21 protein-coding genes are annotated in these 22,164 nt (G+C 31.8%); 14 read left to right on the top strand and 7 right to left on the bottom strand.

Annotated features, from left to right (window positions below):
• Positions 1-74: 74 nt before the first annotated feature.
• The 4 genes from KTF99_RS03290 to KTF99_RS03275 form a co-directional block, all read right to left on the bottom strand.
• Complete coding sequence (locus tag KTF99_RS03290) at positions 75-1,298, bottom strand: MFS transporter (protein WP_008792571.1); 1,224 nt, start codon at positions 1,296-1,298, stop codon at positions 75-77.
• A complete protein-coding gene (locus KTF99_RS03285; RefSeq protein WP_029482132.1) occupies positions 1,291-2,073 on the bottom strand; it encodes a zinc dependent phospholipase C family protein in 783 nt (260 codons plus the stop codon). The genes KTF99_RS03290 and KTF99_RS03285 overlap by 8 nt, the downstream gene beginning before the upstream one ends.
• 202 nt (positions 2,074-2,275) lie before the next feature.
• Complete coding sequence (locus tag KTF99_RS03280; RefSeq protein WP_217215445.1) at positions 2,276-3,061, bottom strand: zinc dependent phospholipase C family protein; 786 nt, start codon at positions 3,059-3,061, stop codon at positions 2,276-2,278.
• Positions 3,061-3,411, bottom strand: coding sequence for an arsenate reductase family protein (locus KTF99_RS03275; protein WP_003535627.1), 351 nt, complete (start codon positions 3,409-3,411; stop codon positions 3,061-3,063). Before KTF99_RS03275 ends, KTF99_RS03280 begins: the two co-directional genes overlap by 1 nt.
• A 167-nt stretch (positions 3,412-3,578) precedes the next feature.
• On the opposite strand from KTF99_RS03275, the gene KTF99_RS03270 reads away from it, so the two are divergent.
• The 10 genes from KTF99_RS03270 (at position 3,579) to KTF99_RS03225 (ending at position 12,471) form a co-directional block, all read left to right on the top strand.
• A complete protein-coding gene (locus KTF99_RS03270) occupies positions 3,579-5,486 on the top strand; it encodes a BglG family transcription antiterminator (RefSeq protein ID WP_009300405.1) in 1,908 nt (635 codons plus the stop codon).
• 10 nt (positions 5,487-5,496) lie between these two features.
• Positions 5,497-6,075, top strand: coding sequence for an RDD family protein (locus tag KTF99_RS03265; RefSeq protein ID WP_008792574.1), 579 nt, complete (start codon positions 5,497-5,499; stop codon positions 6,073-6,075).
• Positions 6,076-6,161: 86 nt separating this feature from the next.
• Entirely contained in the window at positions 6,162-6,485 is a 324-nt protein-coding gene (locus tag KTF99_RS03260) for a PTS lactose/cellobiose transporter subunit IIA (RefSeq protein ID WP_008792575.1), read from the top strand.
• A 24-nt stretch (positions 6,486-6,509) separates the two neighbouring features.
• Positions 6,510-6,830: a PTS sugar transporter subunit IIB gene (locus tag KTF99_RS03255; RefSeq protein WP_003535631.1), complete on the top strand. Its 321-nt coding sequence runs from the start codon at positions 6,510-6,512 to the stop codon at positions 6,828-6,830.
• 16 nt (positions 6,831-6,846) lie between these two features.
• A complete protein-coding gene (locus tag KTF99_RS03250; RefSeq protein WP_009008841.1) occupies positions 6,847-8,214 on the top strand; it encodes a PTS sugar transporter subunit IIC in 1,368 nt (455 codons plus the stop codon).
• 11 nt (positions 8,215-8,225) lie between these two features.
• The gene (locus KTF99_RS03245; protein WP_008792577.1) at positions 8,226-8,747 is read left to right on the top strand and encodes a GrdB-related putative oxidoreductase; all 522 of its coding nucleotides are present in this window, start codon (positions 8,226-8,228) and stop codon (positions 8,745-8,747) included.
• A 58-nt stretch (positions 8,748-8,805) separates the two neighbouring features.
• On the top strand, positions 8,806-9,762 hold the full coding sequence (locus tag KTF99_RS03240) for a N(4)-(beta-N-acetylglucosaminyl)-L-asparaginase (protein ID WP_003535635.1): 957 nt from the start codon (positions 8,806-8,808) through the stop codon (positions 9,760-9,762).
• Position 9,763: 1 nt separating this feature from the next.
• A complete protein-coding gene (locus KTF99_RS03235) occupies positions 9,764-10,864 on the top strand; it encodes a Sapep family Mn(2+)-dependent dipeptidase (protein WP_008792578.1) in 1,101 nt (366 codons plus the stop codon).
• A 15-nt stretch (positions 10,865-10,879) separates the two neighbouring features.
• Entirely contained in the window at positions 10,880-11,614 is a 735-nt protein-coding gene (locus KTF99_RS03230; RefSeq protein ID WP_029482135.1) for a copper homeostasis protein CutC, read from the top strand.
• Positions 11,611-12,471, top strand: coding sequence for a YitT family protein (locus KTF99_RS03225; protein ID WP_003535645.1), 861 nt, complete (start codon positions 11,611-11,613; stop codon positions 12,469-12,471). Before KTF99_RS03230 ends, KTF99_RS03225 begins: the two co-directional genes overlap by 4 nt.
• Before the next feature lie 48 nt (positions 12,472-12,519).
• On the opposite strand, the gene KTF99_RS03220 is transcribed toward KTF99_RS03225, so the two are convergent.
• On the bottom strand, positions 12,520-13,488 hold the full coding sequence (locus tag KTF99_RS03220; protein WP_003535646.1) for an HD domain-containing protein: 969 nt from the start codon (positions 13,486-13,488) through the stop codon (positions 12,520-12,522).
• A 21-nt stretch (positions 13,489-13,509) separates the two neighbouring features.
• Entirely contained in the window at positions 13,510-13,881 is a 372-nt protein-coding gene (locus KTF99_RS03215; protein WP_003535647.1) for a hypothetical protein, read from the bottom strand.
• A gap of 231 nt (positions 13,882-14,112) precedes the next feature.
• Between KTF99_RS03215 and KTF99_RS03210 the strand changes: the two genes are divergently transcribed.
• A complete protein-coding gene (locus KTF99_RS03210; RefSeq protein ID WP_029482141.1) occupies positions 14,113-16,647 on the top strand; it encodes a bifunctional diguanylate cyclase/phosphodiesterase in 2,535 nt (844 codons plus the stop codon).
• A 29-nt stretch (positions 16,648-16,676) separates the two neighbouring features.
• Here KTF99_RS03210 and KTF99_RS03205 read toward each other — a convergent pair whose 3' ends face one another.
• Entirely contained in the window at positions 16,677-17,450 is a 774-nt protein-coding gene (locus KTF99_RS03205; RefSeq protein ID WP_029482143.1) for a MurR/RpiR family transcriptional regulator, read from the bottom strand.
• A gap of 189 nt (positions 17,451-17,639) precedes the next feature.
• On the opposite strand from KTF99_RS03205, the gene KTF99_RS03200 reads away from it, so the two are divergent.
• From KTF99_RS03200 to mgtE, 3 genes are all read left to right on the top strand, one after another.
• Positions 17,640-19,049 (top strand): PTS sugar transporter subunit IIC, encoded by a 1,410-nt coding sequence (locus KTF99_RS03200; protein ID WP_008792586.1) that lies wholly within the window; start codon positions 17,640-17,642, stop codon positions 19,047-19,049.
• Positions 19,030-20,505 (top strand): sialate O-acetylesterase, encoded by a 1,476-nt coding sequence (locus KTF99_RS03195; RefSeq protein WP_003535652.1) that lies wholly within the window; start codon positions 19,030-19,032, stop codon positions 20,503-20,505. Before KTF99_RS03200 ends, KTF99_RS03195 begins: the two co-directional genes overlap by 20 nt.
• A 306-nt stretch (positions 20,506-20,811) precedes the next feature.
• Positions 20,812-22,155 carry a magnesium transporter gene (mgtE, locus tag KTF99_RS03190; RefSeq protein WP_009008846.1) on the top strand — a complete coding sequence of 448 codons (1,344 nt, stop codon included), beginning with the start codon at positions 20,812-20,814 and terminating at the stop codon, positions 22,153-22,155.
• Positions 22,156-22,164: the final 9 nt, after the last annotated feature.

Below are 22,164 nucleotides of genomic sequence, written 5' to 3'. Positions count from 1 at the left end.
TTAATAATTTCCCCTTTTTTTAATTTTATCATTATTTTGCTTTAAAGACTTGTAAGATAATAAAAAAGCAGACTTTAGTCTGCTTGATTATGGCATTTAGACTTGAAAATAATGCCACCAATAACGAACATACATGCAATCACCACAACTCCGTATTTTGAATTATCTGTAATTTGAGTAGTAATCCCCATTAATAAAGTTCCCATAAATGAGGCTCCCTTACCAAATATATCAAAAATTCCAAAATATTCACTCGCCTGACTTTCTGGAATGATTTGAGCATAATATGATCGCGATAATGCTTGAATTGCGCCTTGAAAAACAGCAACAAAAACAGCTAATACCCAGAATTTCCAAGCTGTATCAAGCCATAAAGCAAAGACAGCGATGAAAAAGTATCCAATAATGCAAGAAAGGATCAATGATTTAACAGGGAATTTTTTAGCAAGTTTTCCAAAAATCAAAGAAAATGGAAAAGCTACTACTTGAGTAAGTAATAAAGCTAGTAGTAAACTATTATCATCAATTCCAACATCTTTTCCATATGAAGTTGCCATCTCAATAATAGTATAAACACCATCAATATAGAAAAAGAATGCGATAAGGAAGAAGAGTACCTTTTTATTATTTTTAATACTAGTTAGAACACGTTTTAAATTATTAATAATTGGTTCTTTAGCGGTTGTATAATTAATTTGCTGATAGTTTTTCAATAATGGGATAGTAATAAAAAACCACCACAAAGCATTCATGATAAAGGCAATTGCTGTTGCCATAACAGTTGAAAGGCCAATTGTATCACAACCTAAAATCAATAGTAGACTGATTGTAAAAGGAATACAACTACCGATATAGCCCCAAGCATATCCGTGTGAAGAAACTTGATCAACCCGCTCATATGTCGTAATATCAACCAGCATAGAATCGTAAAAGATCAAACTGGTCGCAAACCCCGTTTTAGCAACGATAAAAATAGCTAAAAATACAATCCAGCCAACTGGAATAGAAAGGGCAGCTAAGCTTAATACTCCCATCATCATAAAGAATGTAAAGATTGGTTTGCGCACACCTTTACGATCACCAATACTTCCCAGCATAGGTCCTGCTAATGCAACAATCAATGTTGAAATTGAAATAGCATAGCTGTAGTAAGCAGTAGAATCACTTAAAGATATTCCGGCTTCAGTAGCTAAGTTTTTAAAATAGATTGGAATAATAGTTGATACTAATAATACAAATGCTGAATTTCCGACATCATATAAAACCCAATACTTTTCTAATTTTGTTAGTTTATTCATAGTTGTAATTGAATCGTTTTGATATTGCAGTATTGTTCTGGTAACTGTAATAATATTCGATTATCTCCTTTGTGGCAATATTTATCGACTGGTTAAAAAGATTAACTAATATATCAATGTTTTCTTCAATTCTTTTTTCTGGTTTTGCAGTCATGACCATTCCACAGTATAACTTAGCATTAACAATTTTCATTCCTGTTAGAATCAAAGATCTTTTTAAAACACTCCGGCAAGCAAAAAGATGATTAAAGCGTTTAAATGATTTTAAAGAAGCTAAGATCGTGGCTGGAGCTAAATTAAAAAACGGAGCAATAATTTTAGCATTTTCAAGATTGATCTGGTAATGTTTTGGGGTTGAATAGTTAAATGATTCATGGTTTAGTATCATAAATCGCTGATCTAAATCTCGCTCGATTTCAAAGTGACCAATTTCACGATTAATCATTGTTTTATCGATGTAACCATGACATTCACTATCTAAAATAAAGTGATTAATAAAACCCAAAATATAGGCTAATGATTTTTCGTTTGGTTGTTCTTTTAGAAGTTTCATTGCATTTTCAAAGAAAGCTCGTGCAATATCTTGGTGTAGCTGATTACCTAAAGTATTGACAGGATTTTTTTTAAGCGGTTGATAGAAAAATAAAATATCAGGGCCTTGAAGACCAATATTGTAGAGATTTAAATTATCATTAATAATTTTTTTAATTGTAGTATTTTCAAGCTTATTTAAAACTTGATTCCCAAATTGCTGATGTGTATAACTTGACGGCATAGTTAACCTCCCATTCTTGGATATTATATAAAGATATTATTTGTTGAACGAGCATGATTAGTTTAAGATTAGGTAAATATTTATCTAAGAAATCTTTTGATTAAATTATACTGTAATTCGAAGAATAATTACAATTTATTAATAATAAAACTGTTCATTTATAATGAACAGTTCGATAGATTATATTTAAAAAGCAATAATTTTATTTGAAATTATGTTCAAATCGACATGATAGAGAACGATCATACTTAATTACATCAATAAAATTGTAGATTGCTTCATATGATTCACTAATACTTTGATTAAATAAACTTTCTAACTTTTCTAAGTATGGGTCGACTAATTTATTTGGTCTGTAATTTACAACAAACCCCTGGAATCGTTTATATGTAAATGTGATTTTTAAAACTAGGTAAATCAAGCCCCGTTTATAAAACTGTGGTGCTAATAATAAACGATCATAGAACTTCATCCCTTTAAGACTCTTATAGAGTTCTTTTTTTGTTGCTTTAAAATATGGCTCAATGTTGTTGAGCGTATGATCATTAACCTTAATGTGATCAGTTAATTTAGTTCTTAGAGGATCTAAACGATCTTTGACCATAAAATAACGATCGAGCTCAGTTTCTATTTCAAAATGAGTTACACCAGTTTCTTTGATAATCGTATTAATATACGGGTGGCAGTTACTATCAAGAATGTAGTGACAGATGAAACCACAAAGATAAGCAAATTGTGGGGCACTTTTGGTTTCTTTTAAGATTTCTAAAGCTTGGTAAAAAAAGATGTCAGCTCTTTCTTTATGCATAGCACTACCTAAACGATTGATTTTACTATGGATATACGGGCGGTTATAAAAAAGAATATCAGGACCATGTAATCCAATATCAAATAGATCTTGATTAGTTTCCAAGACATGTTTAAGGGGCTGATTTAATTCATCAAGCACTAATTGTCCAAGACGATAATGACTATAAGCTGCCGGCATTATTTTAGATTATCGTATTCATTGGCTTTAAAACCAACTAATACACTATCCTTAGTTTCAACAATTGGTCTTTTTACTAACATCCCATCAGTAGCTAACAATTCTAATTGCTCATCTTCAGTCATTGTGGGAAGTTTATCTTTTAATTGGAGTTCTTTGTATTTTAAGCCAGAAGTATTAAAGAAGCGTTTGAGCGGTAAGCCGCTTTTTTGATACAAAGCAGTTAATTCTTCTTTGCTTAAACGTTCTTCAACGATATGTCGATCATGGTGATCAATCCCAAGTTCATCAAGATATTTCTTGGCCTTCTTACAAGTACTGCATTTTGGATATTCAATAAAATTTATCATATTCTCACCTCGTCTATAGTTTAACTCATTTTATCCTATTTTAACAATGTTATGCATAGAAAAATAAGTTATAATTTAACCCGGATATTTTTCCTAACAGTTAGGAAAAAAGATTGTAACTTAGGAAAATGAATGCGTGATATATTATAAAAGGAGCTGATAAAGAAATGCTAAACAAACGCCAAACAAATATTATTGATCTTTTAAATGATTATGGAAAATGGATTACTGGTAAAGAAATCGCAAAAGTTCTAAATGTATCTGACCGAACAATTCGTTCAGATATAGAGAATATTAATAATTATTATGATTGTATACTGATTCAGGCTAATAAACGTCTAGGATATCGTTTAGATGAGACATTATTGCATAAGCAGGATATTGAAACTAAAGATATAATCCCACAAACTTCCCAAGAACGTTGTATATATATTATTCAAGAACTTTTGTTTAAAAGTCATGAAATTAATTTGATTGCCTTGCAGGATCAGGTTTTTGTAAGTGGTTATTCAATTGATAATGATATAAAAAAGATCCGTAAAATGATTAATGATTACCCTAGTTTAAAACTAGTTAGATCTAAAAATTATATTAGTTTAGAAGGAAATGAAACAGATAAGCGAAAGTTATACAAACAGTTATTGACGGCAGAGACACAAGGGAATTTTATGAATTTAAATTCAATTGCAGGATTATGGAATAGTTTTGATCTATTAGAAGTGAAAGATGTACTAGAAGAAATTTGTGAAAAATATGATTATCAGATTCATGAGATGACTTTTCCAATGATCATGATTCATGCCGGAGTGGCGATTGAGCGGATCATTAATCATAACTATATTAAGAATCAAACAATTAGTGAAAAATTAGAAAGCAGTCGAGAATATCAGATTTCATATGACTTCTTTACACAGGTTAGTACGATGATCAATATTGAACTTGTTACTGATGAAGTAATTTTATTTGCTTTATTATTAATGGGAAAAAGGGCAAATGATTATCGTAAGGATATTATCAAAGAAAAGCTGGCAGTCGATGTTGAACATTTAGTTGAAGCAGTAATTGTTGAAGTTAAGGAATATTTTGATATTGATTTTTCAAAAGATAAGGATTTAAAAGTGGGTTTAGCAATGCACTTACAATCATTGTTAGAGCGTCAAAAAAATAATGTTCAAGTAACTAATGTCTATCTTCAAGAAATTAAACGTAAGTATCCTTTAGTATTTGAAATGGCAGTGCGTGCAGGCGAGGTATTAGCTGAAACTTGTGAGGTTAATATTAATGAAAATGAATTAGCGTTTTTAGCTTTGCATTTAGGAGCAGCGTACGATCGGGTCAATTCTTTAAAACGCTATCGTGCGATTATGATCATTCCTAATAATCAGATGCTATCAAAGATGTGTCGGGACAAGTTAAAAATTCGTTTTGAAGAACGAATGATGATTGTTCAAAGCTATGGCTTTTTTGAAGAATCGATGGTTAAGGAAGAAGAACCGGATTTGATTATTACAACAGTACCACTAAAACATAATTTAAATATCCCAACAGTCCAAGTAACTTTATTTATTAATTATGAAGATGAAAGTAAAGTATTTCAGACACTAAATATTTTAGATAAGCATCGCTATCATGATGATTTTGTTTCATTGATCAAAGAATTGATGCGTGAAGATTTATTTCATGTAAAAAATACTATGAATAATCCTAAGGAAATCATTGATTATTTATGTGATGAACTGATTGAAAAAGGGTTAGCAACACAAAGCTATAAAGAAGATGTTTTTAGGCGTGAAGCAGTTTCTGCAACTTCTTTTGTAAATGGATTTGCGGTACCACATTCAATTGAAGTATCAGCAAATGAATCATGTATATCAACTTTAATTTTAGATAAACCGGTGATTTGGGGTGGTTTTGAAGTGAAATTGATTATTCTTCTTGCAATCAGAGAAACAGATAATCATTTATTGAAAATCTTTTTTGACTGGTTGAGTAGTATTGTCAGTGATTCAAATAAATTCACCCAACTGTTAGAAGTTCGGGAACATCAAGAATTTATGGAACAAGTAATAATGTAAGGAGAGAAAGATGGCAACTAAAGTAGTAAAAGCGAAAAAAGAAAGAAAAATAAGGTATGAAGATGCTCCATTAGTAAAACGATTTATAAGCTATTTAATTGACTGGTATGTCGGGGCTTTATGTACTGCGATTCCGATTGCGATTATTTCACAAAAGTTAACGAATACAATGTTAAATCAAAACATTGTTGAATTTAAACAGCCATATGGGATCATTGCAGGAATTTTAGCTGTTTTATTTGCAATTTTTTACTTTGTAATTGTTCCAGCTTATATTTATCCGGGGCAAACGCTCGGCAAGAAAATTTGTAAAATCAAAATTGTTAAAGTGAATAATGAGCAAGTAACAATAAAAAATATGCTATTAAGACAATTATTGGGAGTTATTGTAATTGAGGGTGTTTTATATACTGCAAGTGCAATCTGGCATGAACTGGTTACGATTATTACCCAAACAAATTTTGTTACACCTTTGATGTATGCAGGATTTATAATTAGTGGAATCAGTATTTTACTTTATTTATTTAAAGGAGAACATCGTACTTTGCATGATTATTTAGGAAATACTAAAGTAGTGCTATGTAAATAATTTCCTAAGTCTAGGAAAGATGACTAGCAACAATAAAAAAATTAATTACTTATAATGTTGATTGTAAGGGTATTGGAGGATAAAAAATGGATGGTTTAGAGTTAGTGAGTTTTAAAATTATATCAGCTGTAGGAATGGCTAAATCAAGTTTTATTGAAGCAATGAAGGTTGCTGCTAATGGTGAATTTGATGCAGCTAGAGCAAAAATCAAGGAAGGTGAAGAATCTTTTAACGGTGGACACTTAGCCCATAGTGAATTGATTCAACAAGAAGCTAGTGGAAATCATGTTGTACCAAGTATTCTGTTAATGCATGCCGAAGATCAATTAATGTCAGCTGAAACAATTAAGGTCATGGCTTTAGAAATTATTCGTTTAAATGAACGGGTCAAAGCATTAGAAAAATATTAACAATAACAAAGGGAGGACAAAGAAATGAAAAAAGTTTATCTATTTTGTAGTGCGGGAATGTCAACAAGTATGTTGGCAAGTAATATGCAGGATGTTGCTAATCAACATAATTTACCTATTAAAGTTGCTGCCTTTCCCCACAATAAATTAGAGGAGATTATCTCAGAGGATCGTCCGGACTGTATTTTATTAGGACCACAAGTGAAATACATGTATGAGGAAACGGTAGAACAATTTGGTAGCCAAGGAATTCCTATAGCTGTAATCGATCAAGGTGATTATGGCATGATGAATGGTGAAAAAGTTCTTAAATCAGCGATTAGACTGATAAAAGCAAATAAATAAAAAGGAGGGTAAAAGAATGATTAAACAACTTGAAAAAATATTAATGCCTTTAGCTGAAGCTATTGGCCGTAATAAATATTTAGTATCAATTCGTGATGGGTTCTTAGTATCAACACCATTATTGATTGCCGGTTCAATTTTCTTACTGATTGCAAATTTTCCAATTCCTGCATGGACAGAATGGTTAAGTTCAGTAGTCATTAATTCAAATACAGGGGAGACATTAGCTGCTTTTATTGAAAAGCCATCAGGAGCAACCTTTACTATTATGGCAGTCTTTGCTGTAGTAGGGATTGCTTATTCATTTGCTCGTCAGATGAAGACTGATAAAATATTTGGAGCAGCGGTAGCTATCATGGGATGGTTCTTGATCATGCCTTATACGGTAGAAGGAACTGTAGAAATGGCAGGTAAAGAAATACCAGTATCTTTAACAGGTATCCCAACTGGATGGGTTGGGGCAAAAGGTATTTTTGTTGGAATTATCTGTGCATTTGTAGCTGTGCATATTTATTCATGGGTTGAGAAAAAAGGCTGGGTAATTAAAATGCCGGCAGGAGTACCGCCTACTGTCGTACAATCGTTTGCGGCTTTAATTCCAGCAACTGTTGTAATGACTTTCTTCTTTGCAATTAACTTATTATTTGGTTTTTTAGGAACAAATGTGTTTCAAATTATATTTGAATTCTTACAAACACCATTACTTAATTTAGGAGATACTTTAGGAGCGATGATTATTGCTTATATCTTCTTGCATTTATTCTGGTTCTTCGGAGTAAATGGGGGTTCAGTAGTTGGTGCTGTATTTAATCCAATCTTACAAACATTGTCAGTAGAAAATATTGAATTCTTTAAAACGGGTGTTGGTGAAGGACATATTATTTGTCAACAATTCCAAGATTTATTTGCAACTTTCGGGGGTTGTGGTTCAACATTATCATTGATTATTGCAATGTTATTATTCTGTAAATCTAAACGAATTACAGAATTAGGAAAATTATCATTAGTACCAGGGATTTTTGGAATCAATGAACCAATCGTATTTGGGTTACCAATCGTGTTAAATCCAACAATGATTATTCCGTTTATTTTGGTGCCAACAATCAATATTATTATTTCTTATCTTGCGATGTCTGCGGGGTTAGTACCGATTTGCTCAGGGATTAATATTCCATGGACAACCCCAGTAATTATTTCTGGATTTTTAGCAACTAACTGGGTTGGTGCTATTTTGCAAGCAGTCTTACTAGTATTAGGAATCTTTATTTACATGCCGTTTATTAAAATTATGGATAAGCAATATATTAACGACGAAGCTAATGCAGTTCATGAAGCAGAAGAAGACGATTTTTCATTAGATGACTTATCATTTGATGATTTATAGGAGGCAATTTTATGAAAGTAATTATGATTTATGATCAAATTCAATCTGGTGCAGGAATCAAAGATGACCATATGATTCCTTTAGGAGCTAAAAAAGAACCGGTTGGACCAGCAATTATGATGGAACAATATTTAAAAACAGTTGACGGACGCGTGATGGCATGTTTATATTGTGGTGATGGGTATTATGAAGCAAATCCTGAAGAAGTTAGTCGTAAACTATGCGCGATGATTAATAAGTTAAAACCTGATGTAGTAATGTGTGGACCAGCATTTAACTATTTAGGTTATGGCAAGATGGCAGCTAATATTGCCTATGATATTAATCAGACAACAGATATTCCTGCATTTGCAGCAATGTCAAAAGAAAATGAAGAAACGATTAATGAATTTAAAGATAAAATTCATATTATTGAAACACCAAAAAAAGGTGGGATTGGCTTAAATGAATCATTAGATGGAATGTGCAAATTAGCGAAAGCATTAGTTGATCATGAAGATCTAAATCCGATTACTTCAAAGTATTGTTTCTAAACTAAAAAGGATGCGGATAACGCATCCTTTTATCAAAAAATAAAGGAGGAACTCTTAGATGTGGGGTATTATTGCAACATGGCGAATGGCCGTAGAAGGAATCAGTAAAGCAAGTCAAGTTTTAGCAGAAGGTGGTGACGCTGGTGACGCAATCGAAATAGCGGTTAGAGAGGTAGAGGACTTTCCGTACTATAAGTCAGTTGGATATGGCGGGTTGCCAAACGAAGAAATGGAAGTTGAATTAGATGCGGCTTTTATGGATGGTGATACATTAGATATTGGTGCGGTAGCGGCAATCAAAGATTATGCAAATCCAGTAAGTATTGCAAGACGATTATCAAAAGAAAAAGTGAACAATTTGTTAGTTGGTGAAGGCGCTGAAAAATTTGCTCATAAAGAAGGTTTTGAAAGAAAGAATATGTTGACTGATCGTGCTAAAATTCACTATCGTAATCGTGTAAAAGAAGTTCAAGCATTGGAAATTAAACCCTATTCAGGACATGATACGGTTGGAATGGTATGTTTAGATACTCATGGTAAAATGACTTCGGCTACTTCTACAAGTGGCTTATTTATGAAAAAAGCTGGTCGGGTCGGAGATTCACCGATTTCTGGATCGGGCTTCTATGTTGATAGTAAAGTCGGTGGTGCAAGTGCTACTGGCTTAGGAGAGGATGTTATGAAAGGGTGCGTAGCTTATGAAATTGTTCGTTTAATGAAAGATGGAATGCATCCTCAGGCTGCTTGTGAAAAAGCGGTTAATATGTTTGATTTAGAATTAAAAGAACGCCGTGGTCAAGCAGGTGATATGTCTTTGGTAGCAATGAATAATAAAGGAGAATGGGGTGTTGCTACAAATATTGAAGGATTTTCATTTGCTGTTGCTACTGCTGACCAAGAACCAATTGTTTATTTGACAGAAAATAAAGATGGAAAATGTATACATACGGTAGCTAGTCAAGAATGGTTAGATAATTATATGGCTACAAGAACAGCCCCTTTAGAAGAAAAATAAGATGGAAGATATAATTTTAAAAAAAGTTGATGATATTGCTGAACAAATGATTAAAAGTATTATTGAAATTGTAAAAATCGATAGTGTTGAAACAGCTCCTTTAGAAAATGCTCCATTTGGCTCAGGGGTCAAAGCAGCTTTAGATGCTACTTTGGATTTAGCTGCTTCGTTGGGATTTGTAACAACAAATATTGATAATTATATCGGATATGCAAGTTATGGTGAAAGTAAAGATTATATTTGTGCTATTGGTCATTTAGATGTTGTTCCAGTTGGGACAGGCTGGAAACAGCCTCCGTTTAGTGGGTATGTAGAAGATGGGGTGATTTATAGTCGGGGAATTTTAGATAATAAAGGACCAATCTTATCATGTCTATTTGCTCTTTATGCACTTAAAGAATTAAAACTTGAATTAGCTCATGAGATTAGAATTATCTTTGGTTGTGATGAAGAATCTGGTTTTGAAGATTTAAAATATTATTTAAGTAAAGAAAGACCGCCGTTAATGGGATTTACACCAGATTGTAAATATCCTGTTGTTTATGGTGAGCGTGGACGGGCTATAATTAAAATATGCGGGAAAAAGGATAGATTAAAAGAATTCTTTGATTTGGTCAATAATTATATTTTAAATGCTAAAAATAATGGCGAAAGGTTTAATATTGATTTTCAAGATCAAGAATTTGGATTATTAGAAGTTCGAAATTATCAATTAGAATTAGACGGAGATCCAAGTATTCAATTTAGTGTTAGTTATCCAGCGAGTGTCACAGTGGAAACAATAGTCAATAATATAAAGATGGTAGTTAGCAATTTTGAAGTTAATTTAGTGGGAAATTATGATCCTGTAAAATTCCCGCTAAAATGTAAATTAGTAAAGACATTAGTCCATACTTATGAAAAGGTAACTGGAGATGATGGAACACCAGTTACTACAACCGGTGGGACATATGCTAAGTTGATGCCTAATATTGTTCCTTTTGGACCATCATTTCCTGGTCAAAAAGGAATTGGTCACCAACCTAATGAATGGATGACAATTGAAGATATTATTACAAATGCTAAGATTTACGCCTTAAGTTTATATAATCTAGCGAAATGAAAGTAGGGATGCAGAGTGATTGAAATATGTTGTGGAAGTTATGAAGATGCTCTAAATGCATATTATGGTGGAGCAAAAAGAATTGAGTTGAATAGTGCCTTACATTTAGGTGGTCTAACACCTAGCATTGGTTCATTAAAATTGACAAAAAATACTACAAACTTAAAGGTAATCTGCATGGTTCGACCACGTGGAGCGGGATTTTGTTATACAGATATTGAATTTAAACAGATGATGATAGAAGCTAAGGATCTATTAGAAAATGGAGCCGATGGTATAGCCTTTGGATTTTTATTAAAAAATCATGAAATTGATATTGAAAGAACCAAGGAAATGGTTTCACTAATAAAGTCTTATCAAAAAGAAGCGGTTTTCCACCGTGCTTATGATTGTGTAAAAGACCCATATGCCAGTATTGAGATATTAATTAATTTAGGCATTGATCGCTTGCTTACGAGCGGACTACGAGCTAAAGCCGCTGATGGTAAAGATTTAATCAAAAAATTACAAACAAGGTATGGCGATAAAATAGAAATATTAGCTGGAAGTGGAATTAACAGTACAAACGGACAAGCAATCATGGAATATACAGGAATCGCTCAAATTCATTCTTCATGTAAAGATTGGCAAAATGATCCAACTACAAGTGGAGAATTTGTAAACTATTGCTATGGACCGGCAGAGCATAAAGATGATTTTGACATGGTTAGTAAGGAATTAGTTGAAAAATTAGTGAAATTAGGATTATGAAAAACAAACTCTGGTTTCGATATCTAATAACGATTGTAGCAGTAATTGCATCTTCTTTTTTGCAAACATACGCTATCAAAGTTTTTGTAGAACCAGCTAATCTGTTATCTAGTGGTTTTACTGGTGTAGCAATTTTAATTGATCGAATTACTTCATTATATGGCTTTAATTTTTCTACTTCTTTAGGACTGATTGTTTTAAATGTACCAGTAGCAATCTTATGTTTTAAAAGTATTGGAAAGAAATTTGTTATTTCTTCTTTGTGCCAAGTTTTTTTAACAAGCTTTTTATTAAGGATTTGTACATTCCCACCGTTATTTAATGATGTTATTTTAAATGTTTTTTTTGGTGGATTTGTTTATGGAATGTCGACAGTAATTGCATTAAGAGGGAATACTTCATCAGCTGGTACCGATTTTATTGCTTTATATGTTTCTAATAAAATGGGTAAATCCATCTGGGAGTATGTTTTTATTTTCAATGCCTTGATTCTTTGTATCTTTGGTTATATGTTTGGCTGGATATATGCAGGCTATTCAATTGTCTTCCAGTTTATTTCAACCAAAACAATCTCATCATTTTACCAAAGGTATAAGCGGGTAACATTACAGATTACAACAACCCACCCGGAACAGATAATTGAAAGATATGTTAAAGATTATCGTCATGGTGTTTCAGTTGTTAATGGTTATGGTGGTTATAGTAAAAATCCAATGAGTTTACTTCATACGGTTGTATCTGCTTATGAGGTTCAAGATATTGTTCAATTAATGCATGAATCTGATGAAAAGGCGATAATTAATGTTATTCCTACGGAAAATTTCTTTGGCGGTTTTTATCAACGCCCAATTGAATAAAAAACAACTGCTTTATTTAGCAGTTGTTTTTTTTGAGAATAACTTATTTTAAGTAACTTTAACATAACGATCAAAATGATCTCCTAAAAAACTGTTTAGTTCACTTTTAAATTTGGGAGACTGGTTGATGATTCGCTGATTTCCAATCATAGGATTAAAGTAGCGATGTTTAGCATTTATTTTATAATAACCTGCTTTTTTATTATGACTAATATCAACTTGATGAAAATGACAAAAAGCTTCCCATTTATCGCTTAATTCTTTGTCTTTGCAGATGTTTTTAATGACAGAACTTTCATTAGTATATAAATCATCTTGTGTGATAAGCTTTTTTGTCAACGCAGTTTTTAATAGATTAGCTAAATATTCCATACAATATCGATTTTCATCAGAGGTGTAAACACGACTGCATTGAAACATTACTTTTGTCAACATTATTGCTTTATCTTTACTTTTAAAGATAATTTCATCTTTTTTATCATTAATTATTAAATCGTAATAAATTGACTTAATTTGTTCGACTGATAAAAAATTATAATAATATGCGTTTGCAAGAGTATATTCTAATCGATCAGCTGATAATTTAGGACTTTCATTATCGGCAATTGGATATTTATGATAATCATAGATTAGATTAATATCTATCTCGTATTTAAGAAAAATTTTTTGTAATTCACGACTATTAAAAATCATCTTTTTTGTTTCAGCTTCAGTAGACTCTTGTTTTTCATAATCATTATTCAAGAAGTCAATAACATGAGCGAATACAGGGGTGGCTATATCATGTAATAGAGCTGCAACAGTAGCATGCTTATCATGAGTAAAATGATAAGTTATTAAAGAAACGCCAATACTATGATCATATCTTGAAACTCCAAAACTATTTTTAAATGTTTGAAACTGTGTATATTCCATTCCACAATTCATTCCAATATCTTTGAGGCGAGTAAAGATATTTGTGTTCATGATTTCTAAAAGATACGGTGGAATCGTATCATGATATATTTTATAAAACATTATTATCTCTCCCTGTGTTAATTATAGTTGCTCAAAGGGATCATATTTAGGAAGTGATGATCCAAATTCTTTTAATGATTTTATAAGACTATTAGGACTCCATTCAATCAAAGATATACCATCAAATTCATGAACGCCATCTAAGTCAATACAACTAAAGTGCCATTCAACAATAGAATGTTTATTAGTGTGAATAAATTGTTTAATTTCCCACTTATCTAATTTAAAGTGTTCGTGCCAGTCATTGAACCATTTTTTTATTTCAATGATTCCTTTGTATTCAGGACCCCAAGATTCACTATAATAAGCATCGGATTCAAAAATCACTTCAAAATTATTCCAATGGGAATCAAACCATGATTGAAACCATTCAATTATTAGATCTTCTTTCATAAAAATTATCCTTTCTAAATTATTAATAGTACTTAAAGTATAGCATTATTTGTGATACTCGTCATTTTCTTATCTAAGTCCAAAGCAAATATCTTCAAAGTTTTTGGGGATAAAGTTTTATATTTAATGATAACTAATGTTTTTTATAATTTAAAAATAGTTTTTACCTTTAGTAATTGTTAGTATGGTATAATAAAGATAGTTGAAATTTGGAGTAAAGGAGTGTTAACAATGGGTTTTGATGATTTTAAGCAGCTGGTAGATAATATGCAAATTAATTTATATCTTACAGATATTCAAACAAATGAAATCATTTTTATGAATAATAAGATGAAAGAAACTTATAATTTGAAAGATCCAGAAGGTAAAATATGTTGGAAAACACTTCAAAATAATCAAAGCGGACCATGTCCATTTTGTCCACTTATCAAATTAAAACAAATTAATAATTTATATCAGTCGATTAGCTGGCGTGAAAATAGTGATCTTACTAATCGTATTTTTGAAAACTATGATAGTTTAATTAAATGGGAAAATGGTAAAATTGTTCACATGCAACAGTCAATCGATATTACTGATTCTGAAATCCTAAGTCACCAGGCTAGTATTGATGACTTATGTGGATTATTAAATCGTCGTGCTGGAAAAGAAAAACTGCTCGAGTTTATGGTGAAAAAGAAAAAAGCTAAAGAAAGCTTTACAATTGCTTTATTAGATATAAATAATTTAAAAAGAGTAAATGATTCTTTTGGTCATCAAGAAGGAGATTTTTTATTAAAACAAATTGCTTATGCAGTAAAGCAGGATCTTGATAAGGAAGATCTTATCTTTAGATTAGGTGGAGATGAATTTGTTCTAGTTTTTGGGCATAAAAATACTAAGGATAGTGCTAAATTTTTAATTGAGAATCAAAAAAATATACAAAAGCTGCAAGCTTTATACAATAAGCCTTACGGATTTTCATATGCTTTTGGAATGTATACAGTTTTACCAACTAATAAATTGACTGTTAATGATGTGATAACTAGAGCAGATGAACAAATGTATCAGGAAAAGTTGCGATATCGTCGAACTCAGTTAGCAGAATTGGAAGATGTTTCAGTAGGATCTACTAATGTAGCTTGTTTTCAATATGATCCAACACAACTTTATGAAGCTTTGATCAAAAGTACCGATGATTTTATTTACATATGTAATATGAAGACAGGTATTTTTAGATATTCACCAGCCCAAGTAAAAGTTTTTAATTTACCAGGAGAAATTATTGACCATCCTTTACCATTTTGGAAGGCAATCGTACATCCCCAAGATTGGGAACGTTTTTATAAATCAAATATGGCAATTGGCGAAAATAAGATGGATTATCATTCTGTTGAATTTCGAGCGATGAATAGTGATGGTGAGTATATTTGGTTAAAATGTCGTGGACAGTTAATGCGCGATGAATTTGGTGAGCCTAATTTATTTGCTGGAATAATGACACAGTTAGACCGTCAAAATAAAATTGATCCCCTAACTCATTTATATAATCGTCAAGAATTTGCGAAAGCTTTTGAGCTTAAGACTAAAGATAAAGCAATCGATAATCTTGGAATTATGGTTATTGATATTGATGACTTTAAAAACATTAACGAAATATATGACCGTTCATTTGGGGATTTTATTATTAAAACAGTAGCCCAATTGACTCAGGCAGTTTTGCCAGGTAATACTAGTATTTATAAATTGGATAGCGATCAAATGGGGCTGTTGATTGAAAATAGTACCGAATTGGAAATTACTAAATTATATAATGAGATACAGAAACAATTATTGCATGAACAACTATTAAAACGTTATAAATGTCCGATTCAAATTTCAGCTGGATGTGCAATTTATCCTAAAGATGGATTAACATATAATGAACTAAATAAATATGCTGATTATTCATTACAATATGCCAAGGATAATGGAAAAAATAAATTAACTTTCTTTTCAAACTACATCCTTGAGCATAAGATGCGTTCATTAGAAATTTTAAAATATATTCGTGAAAGTGTAAGTGATGATTATCGTGGCTTCGAGTTAAATTATCAGCCCCAAGTTGAGGTGAGTAGTAAACAAATCAAAGGAGTTGAGGCACTGTTAAGATGGCAGTGTCAAGAATTAGGAAAAGTATCACCAGTTGAATTTATTCCCATTCTTGAAGAGAGCGGGCTAATTATCCCAGTTGGTCTATGGGTTATAAAGAAAGCAATTCAGGCTTGTTCGAAGTGGGTCGTATATGATCCTGAATTTTCTGTTAGTATTAATGTATCTGCGCTTCAGATGTTAAATAGTGATTTTGTGGAAGATGTAAAAAAGGTTCTGAAAAAAGAAAAGCTGGCACCTAAAAATATTGTCTTAGAATTAACAGAGAGCTATATGGTTAGGAACATGGATTTACTAAGAACAATTTTTGAGCAGCTTCGCGAATTGGGATTTAAAATTGCAATGGATGATTTTGGAACGGGGTATGCCTCATTGGAAATTTTAAAGACTGTTCCTGCTGATATTGTCAAGATTGACCAAACGTTTGTACGTGATATTAAGATTAGTAAATTTGATAAAACTTTTATTCGTTTTATTGCTCAAATTTGCCACGATGTTGATATTGAGGTATTGTTGGAAGGAATTGAAACAGAAGAGGAATTTAATGTTGTTGAACCGATGGAATTAGATTATATTCAAGGATTCTTGTTTGGGCGTCCTCAAAGTGAAGAAGAAATTACGAATAAGTTGATATAAATTAAAAATGCTATGTTATCATAGCATTTTTAATTTTGCGTATTTAATCCATAGTAATAGGAGATAATTTCAGAAAAATAATATAACATAATACGATTATCAATTTGAATAATAGAATCGATACTGCTAATTGGTAAGGAAATCGAAGGTAAAACAAATGCTAAATCAACTAGAGGTAATAATTCAGAATCACCATCAATCGTGATTAAAACTATTTTTGCACCTTTAGCAGAAGCTTCTTTAATAAAGTTTTCATAAGTATAAGTAGAACCAGAAACACTATAGATAATACAAAGATAATCTTGATTAATAGAGTTAATTAGATAGGTAAGCTGAATATCCTCGCGTACACTTTGAATAAAGCGATTATGAGAGTATAAAGAATATTCTAACTGACTAGCAGCAAAATAGGTATTGTTGATCCCAATTGATAAGACATGTGGATATTTGTCAATCAATGATGCTAGTTCTTTTAGTTGATGATCATAATCTAGAGCACCAAGTTCTAAAATCGTATTACTGTATTCTTGAGAAATCTGACTCAGTAATGATTCGTTGCTGAGTTTTTTTTCATCGTTATTTTTAAAACTTTCTTCAACAGAATATTTGAATTCTGAGTATCCACGGTATCCAAGCTTTTGATAGAAACGTAGGATTGCAGACTTAGAAGTTTCACAAAGGTCGCCTAAAACAACAATGGAGTTATTAACGATTTGAGGATCTTCTAAGATACGAGCACAAATTTTACGTTCACTAGGTGTAAACTCAGTATAATGAATGGCAACTGTTTTTTTAAAGTCCATATTAATACCTCTTTTTCTTATTTATAATTATATCGATAAACCAAATTAATTACAATAGAGAAAATTCTCATAACAAAAAATAATATTGATAAATTTCTCAACAGTGATATAATTGCAATGTAAACGCTTTTACACAAGAGGGCTTTTGGACATTATCCGGAGATGTCTAAAACAAAAAAGGAGAGAAAAATGAAAGATAAATTTACTGCACTGATCTGTAAAGTATCAGGAAATCGCTTTTTAAATGTATTGAGGGATTCTTTTGTATTGGTTGCTTCACTGACATTAATTGCTGGATTTGCAATTATGATCAGTTCTGTATTTATTGATCCCAATGGGATTATTTTTGGTTCATCTGGACTTGGTCTAGGGGAGATGATCTTTGGAAGTGAGAAAGAGTTCTTAGCGTCAGGATTTGCTCAAATGCTAGTACAAGGACAAAATATTTTTAATTTTTTTAGTAAAGGGGCTATGTCGATCAACGCTCTGTTGATTGTGGTGATTTTTTCATATAATGTCTCAAGAAAATATTTTAGTGATAATCGTGAGCATATGGTTTCAGTGATGTATGCTTTAGCAGCATTTTTTATTTGTTTGCCTTGGGATTTTAATTATACAAGTGCTAAGGGAATTGAGGTCGATATTAATGGAATTATTAATTCGAATTTTTTAGGTCAACAAGGAATCTTTTTTGGACTGATTGTTGCAGGTAGTGCTACATTTATATTTAATAAATTATCTAAGTTAAATATTTCAATAAAGATGCCGGATTCGGTACCTCCAGCTGTAGCTCAGAGTTTTGAATCTTTAGTGCCGGGGATGTTGACATTATTTGTCTTTATTATTGCAACCGTTATTAGTAATACTTTTGCTGGTGAATCATTACCGGAGTTTATTTTAACAACGCTTCAAGCACCAGCTTTAGCAATATCTAAAACCGCAGCGTTTGCTCTAGTTTCCCAAATTACATGGCCATTATTCCAGTGGCTGGGAATTCATCCAACTGCTATTTGGGGAGCAATTTTTGGAATGACCTGGGATATTGCTGGAAACGAAAATGTTTTAGGTGTTGCTAAACATTTATATACAACGATGTTTATGAATTATTCAACTATTGCAGCGGGAACATTTGCTTTAGCACCAGTATTATCGATATTATTTTTCTCAAAACTAAAACAAAATAAAAAGATTACCAAAGTGGCTTTAGCTCCAGCAATTTTTAATATTAGTGAACCGATTACATTTGGATTACCAATCATTTTAAATCCAATCTATTTTATTCCCTTTATTATTGTGCAACCATTGTGTTTCTATATTGCGGTATTTTTTACTAAGATTGGTTTTATCCCAGTAGTATGTAATAATGTTCCTTGGACAGTACCACCGATTATTTCGGGAATTTTGTTTACTGGAACAATTGCAGGCGGGTTAGTGCAACTAATAAATCTAGTTATATCAATGGCAATATATTACCCATTTGTTAAAATAGCTGATAAAATGGAATTAGATAAAATGACTGAAACCGAGAAATTAGAAGCGGTGGAGACAAAAAGAGTAAGTTTATTAAGAGGCAGAAAAAATGAAACTAAGATTAGCTGAAATCTTTACATCGAGAATGGTTTTGCAACATGGCAAAGAAATAAATATTTTTGGAACCGGTGAAACAAATCAACAAGTAACTATTACTATTCAAGGACAAACCGCAACAACAACAATAATAAATAATAATTGGTTGATTACGCTGCCGGCGCTAGAAATAAGTACGGATGAAACATTAATAGTTTCAACTGGATTAGAAACTATTACGTTATCAAATATTTTAATTGGAGATGTTTATTTTTTAGCAGGTCAATCTAATATTGAATTTAAATTTAAAGATTGTGATTCAGTAAAAGTTGATCAGGAAGTATGCTATGATCGATATTTAAGGTATTATGAAGTTCCACAAATTGAATATGAGGATGAAAATATCAAAATACCGCCCATTAGAAATCAAGGCTGGCAAATATGTGATAATCAAACGATTAATGATTTTTCAGCAATCGGTTATTATCTTGCTTATTATTTGCGTCATGATATAGACATCCCAATCGGATTAATTGCAGTTAATAAAGGTGGTACATCAGGTTCTTGCTGGATAAATGAAACATATCTTCAAAAAAATCAAGAAATCAAAAAAGTATACTATGATGAATATTATCAAGCAATCATGAATCAAACAGAAGCACAAGAAGATTTAGAAATAGCTAAATATAAAGAGCGTGTTAAGCAGTACCAGCAAAAAGTGGCATTATATCAGCAAACTTATCCAGAACGTAATATGAGCCAGTTAAAAAAAGATGTTGGACATACACCATGGCCGGGACCGCGGGGGAAAAAAGATTTTTGTCGTCCAGCAGGACTATATTACACGATGTTTAAAAAAATCTGTCAATATAGTGGTAAGGCAGTTATTTGGTATCAAGGGGAAGAGGATACTAAAAATGCTTATTTATATCATCAATTGCTACAACTGGTGATTGAAAATTGGCGTGAAGATATGAAAGCTCAAATTCCCTTTATTATTGTGCAATTACCTGAATATGATGATGATAAGAATGATAACTGGCCTATTTTAAGAGATGCCCAGCAGCAGGTTTGTAGAGAAGTACCTGCTTGCTATTTAGTTGTAACAATGAATTGCGGGGAAGAATTTAATATCCATCCCCAAAATAAAAAAACAGTCGGTCATCGTATTTTTTGGCGAATCAAAGAACTTTTTTATGATAATCAATTTAATGGGCATTCTCCGAAGATAATAAATATTGAAAATAATTCTAAAATTATAATTGAGTTTGATCAAAAATTACACAGTAGAGGTATTAATAATTTTATTTTAGAATTACCAGATCATCAAGTTGAGACAGTTGGGATAATTAAAGAAAATAAACTGCTGGTTGAGCGACCTGCCCAAGTTAGAACAATTAGTTATGGATATCAAAATTATTGTAAGATAAGCATTTTTGGAGAAAATAATTTACCTATTGCACCTTTTAAAATACAATTAACTAAATAATCTGTCATTTTTATTTAAGAGCAATGATATTTGTAGTGTCCTAAAAAGTTAGGGTAACTTTAGGCGGTCACTACAATCGGCTCTTTTTCTTTTTAGTTCAGCAAAAAGAAAAAGAATTTCAGAATCTTAAATTACTATTTAATTTTATTCAAAAAGTCCCCTATAATCGCATAATTGTGTTAAAATGACTTGGAGAAAGAAGGTGGTAAAAAATGAAAGTCGAGCCTGTACCCCAGTGTTGCGATAGTCTAGAGGATCATTTACCACTAAGATCAGGTATCTAATCCCCAATAAAGGAGGAAACTTATGATCGATACAATTACCAGCGATGAGCTGAAGGATATTCTTTTAAATGGAACGCCAGAAACAATAAAAAAAGTAATAACTAATATTCATCCGGCTGATATTTTAGATATTCTTCATGAAGACGAGGATAGTATTAAAGCATTAATGGACAATCTTCCTAATGATGTTGTTGCCAGCATTATTGAAGAGGAAGATGATGAAGATGACCAGTATGATTTACTGAAATTATTTTCAGATGCTAAACAAAAAGAAATCTTAGATGAAATGTCTAATGATGAAATCACTGATTTGATCGGTGAACTTGAAGAAGATGAAAAACAGGCTATCTTAGATAAGATGGACAAAGAAGATAAAGAAGATGTTGAGCGACTGTTAACGTTTGAGCCTGATACGGCCGGTGGGATTATGACGACGGAATATATTAGTATTCGTGCGCGCAATACCGTTGAAAAAACTTTAAAATTTCTTCAAGAAAATACCGAAGAAGATACAACTTATTATCTTTATGTAGTTGATCCACAAAATATTTTAAAGGGTGTTGTATCTTTACGAGATATTGTTACTAGCTCGTTTGATACAGCTATGCTGGATATTACTAATACAAATGTAAAAACTGTATTATATAATGAAGATCAGGAAGAAGTAGCAAAAAAATTTCAAAAATATGGATTTATCATGATGCCGGTAGTTGATGAAATGGACCATTTATTAGGAGTTATCGAGTTTGACGATATTATTGATATTATTCAAGAAGAAAGTACAGAAGATATTAATTTATTAGGGGGAGTAAATTCTGAAGAAAGACTAGATTCATCTGTTGGAGAATCGGTCAAGAGTCGGATTCCCTGGTTGATTGTTAATTTATTTACGGCAGTAATGGCGGCTTCCGTGGTTAGCTTTTTTGAAGGAACGATTGCTCAAGTAGTTACACTTGCAACTGTTATGCCAATAGTTACAGGAATGGGCGGTAATGCAGGAACTCAGTCTTTAACAATCGTTGTACGAGGGCTTTCATTAGGTGAAATGAGTAAAGAGAATGCAACCTGGATCATGTTAAAAGAAGTAGCTGTTGGTTTTTGCAGTGGTGTGATAATAGGAATTATAGTTGCGTTAGGCTCAATGTTATTTGAAGGAAATCCAGTTTTTGGTTTAGTAACGGGATTAGCCATGTTTTTAAATATGATTTTAGCAAATATTGCGGGTTATTTTATTCCGGTTATTTTGGAAAAATTTCATATTGATCCAGCTCTAGCAAGCGGAGTTTTCGTCACAACTGTAACTGATGTATTGGGATTTTTCTTTTTCTTAGGATTGGCAACAGTATTTTTGCCATATTTAATTTGAGGTAATTAA

The organism is Erysipelatoclostridium sp. MSK.7.34 (assembly GCF_019041935.1).
Lineage (GTDB): Bacteria > Bacillota_I > Bacilli_A > Erysipelotrichales > Coprobacillaceae > Thomasclavelia > Thomasclavelia ramosa.
The sequence above is the reverse complement of the archived record's forward strand: the minus strand, read 5'-3'. Positions and strand labels throughout refer to the sequence as shown.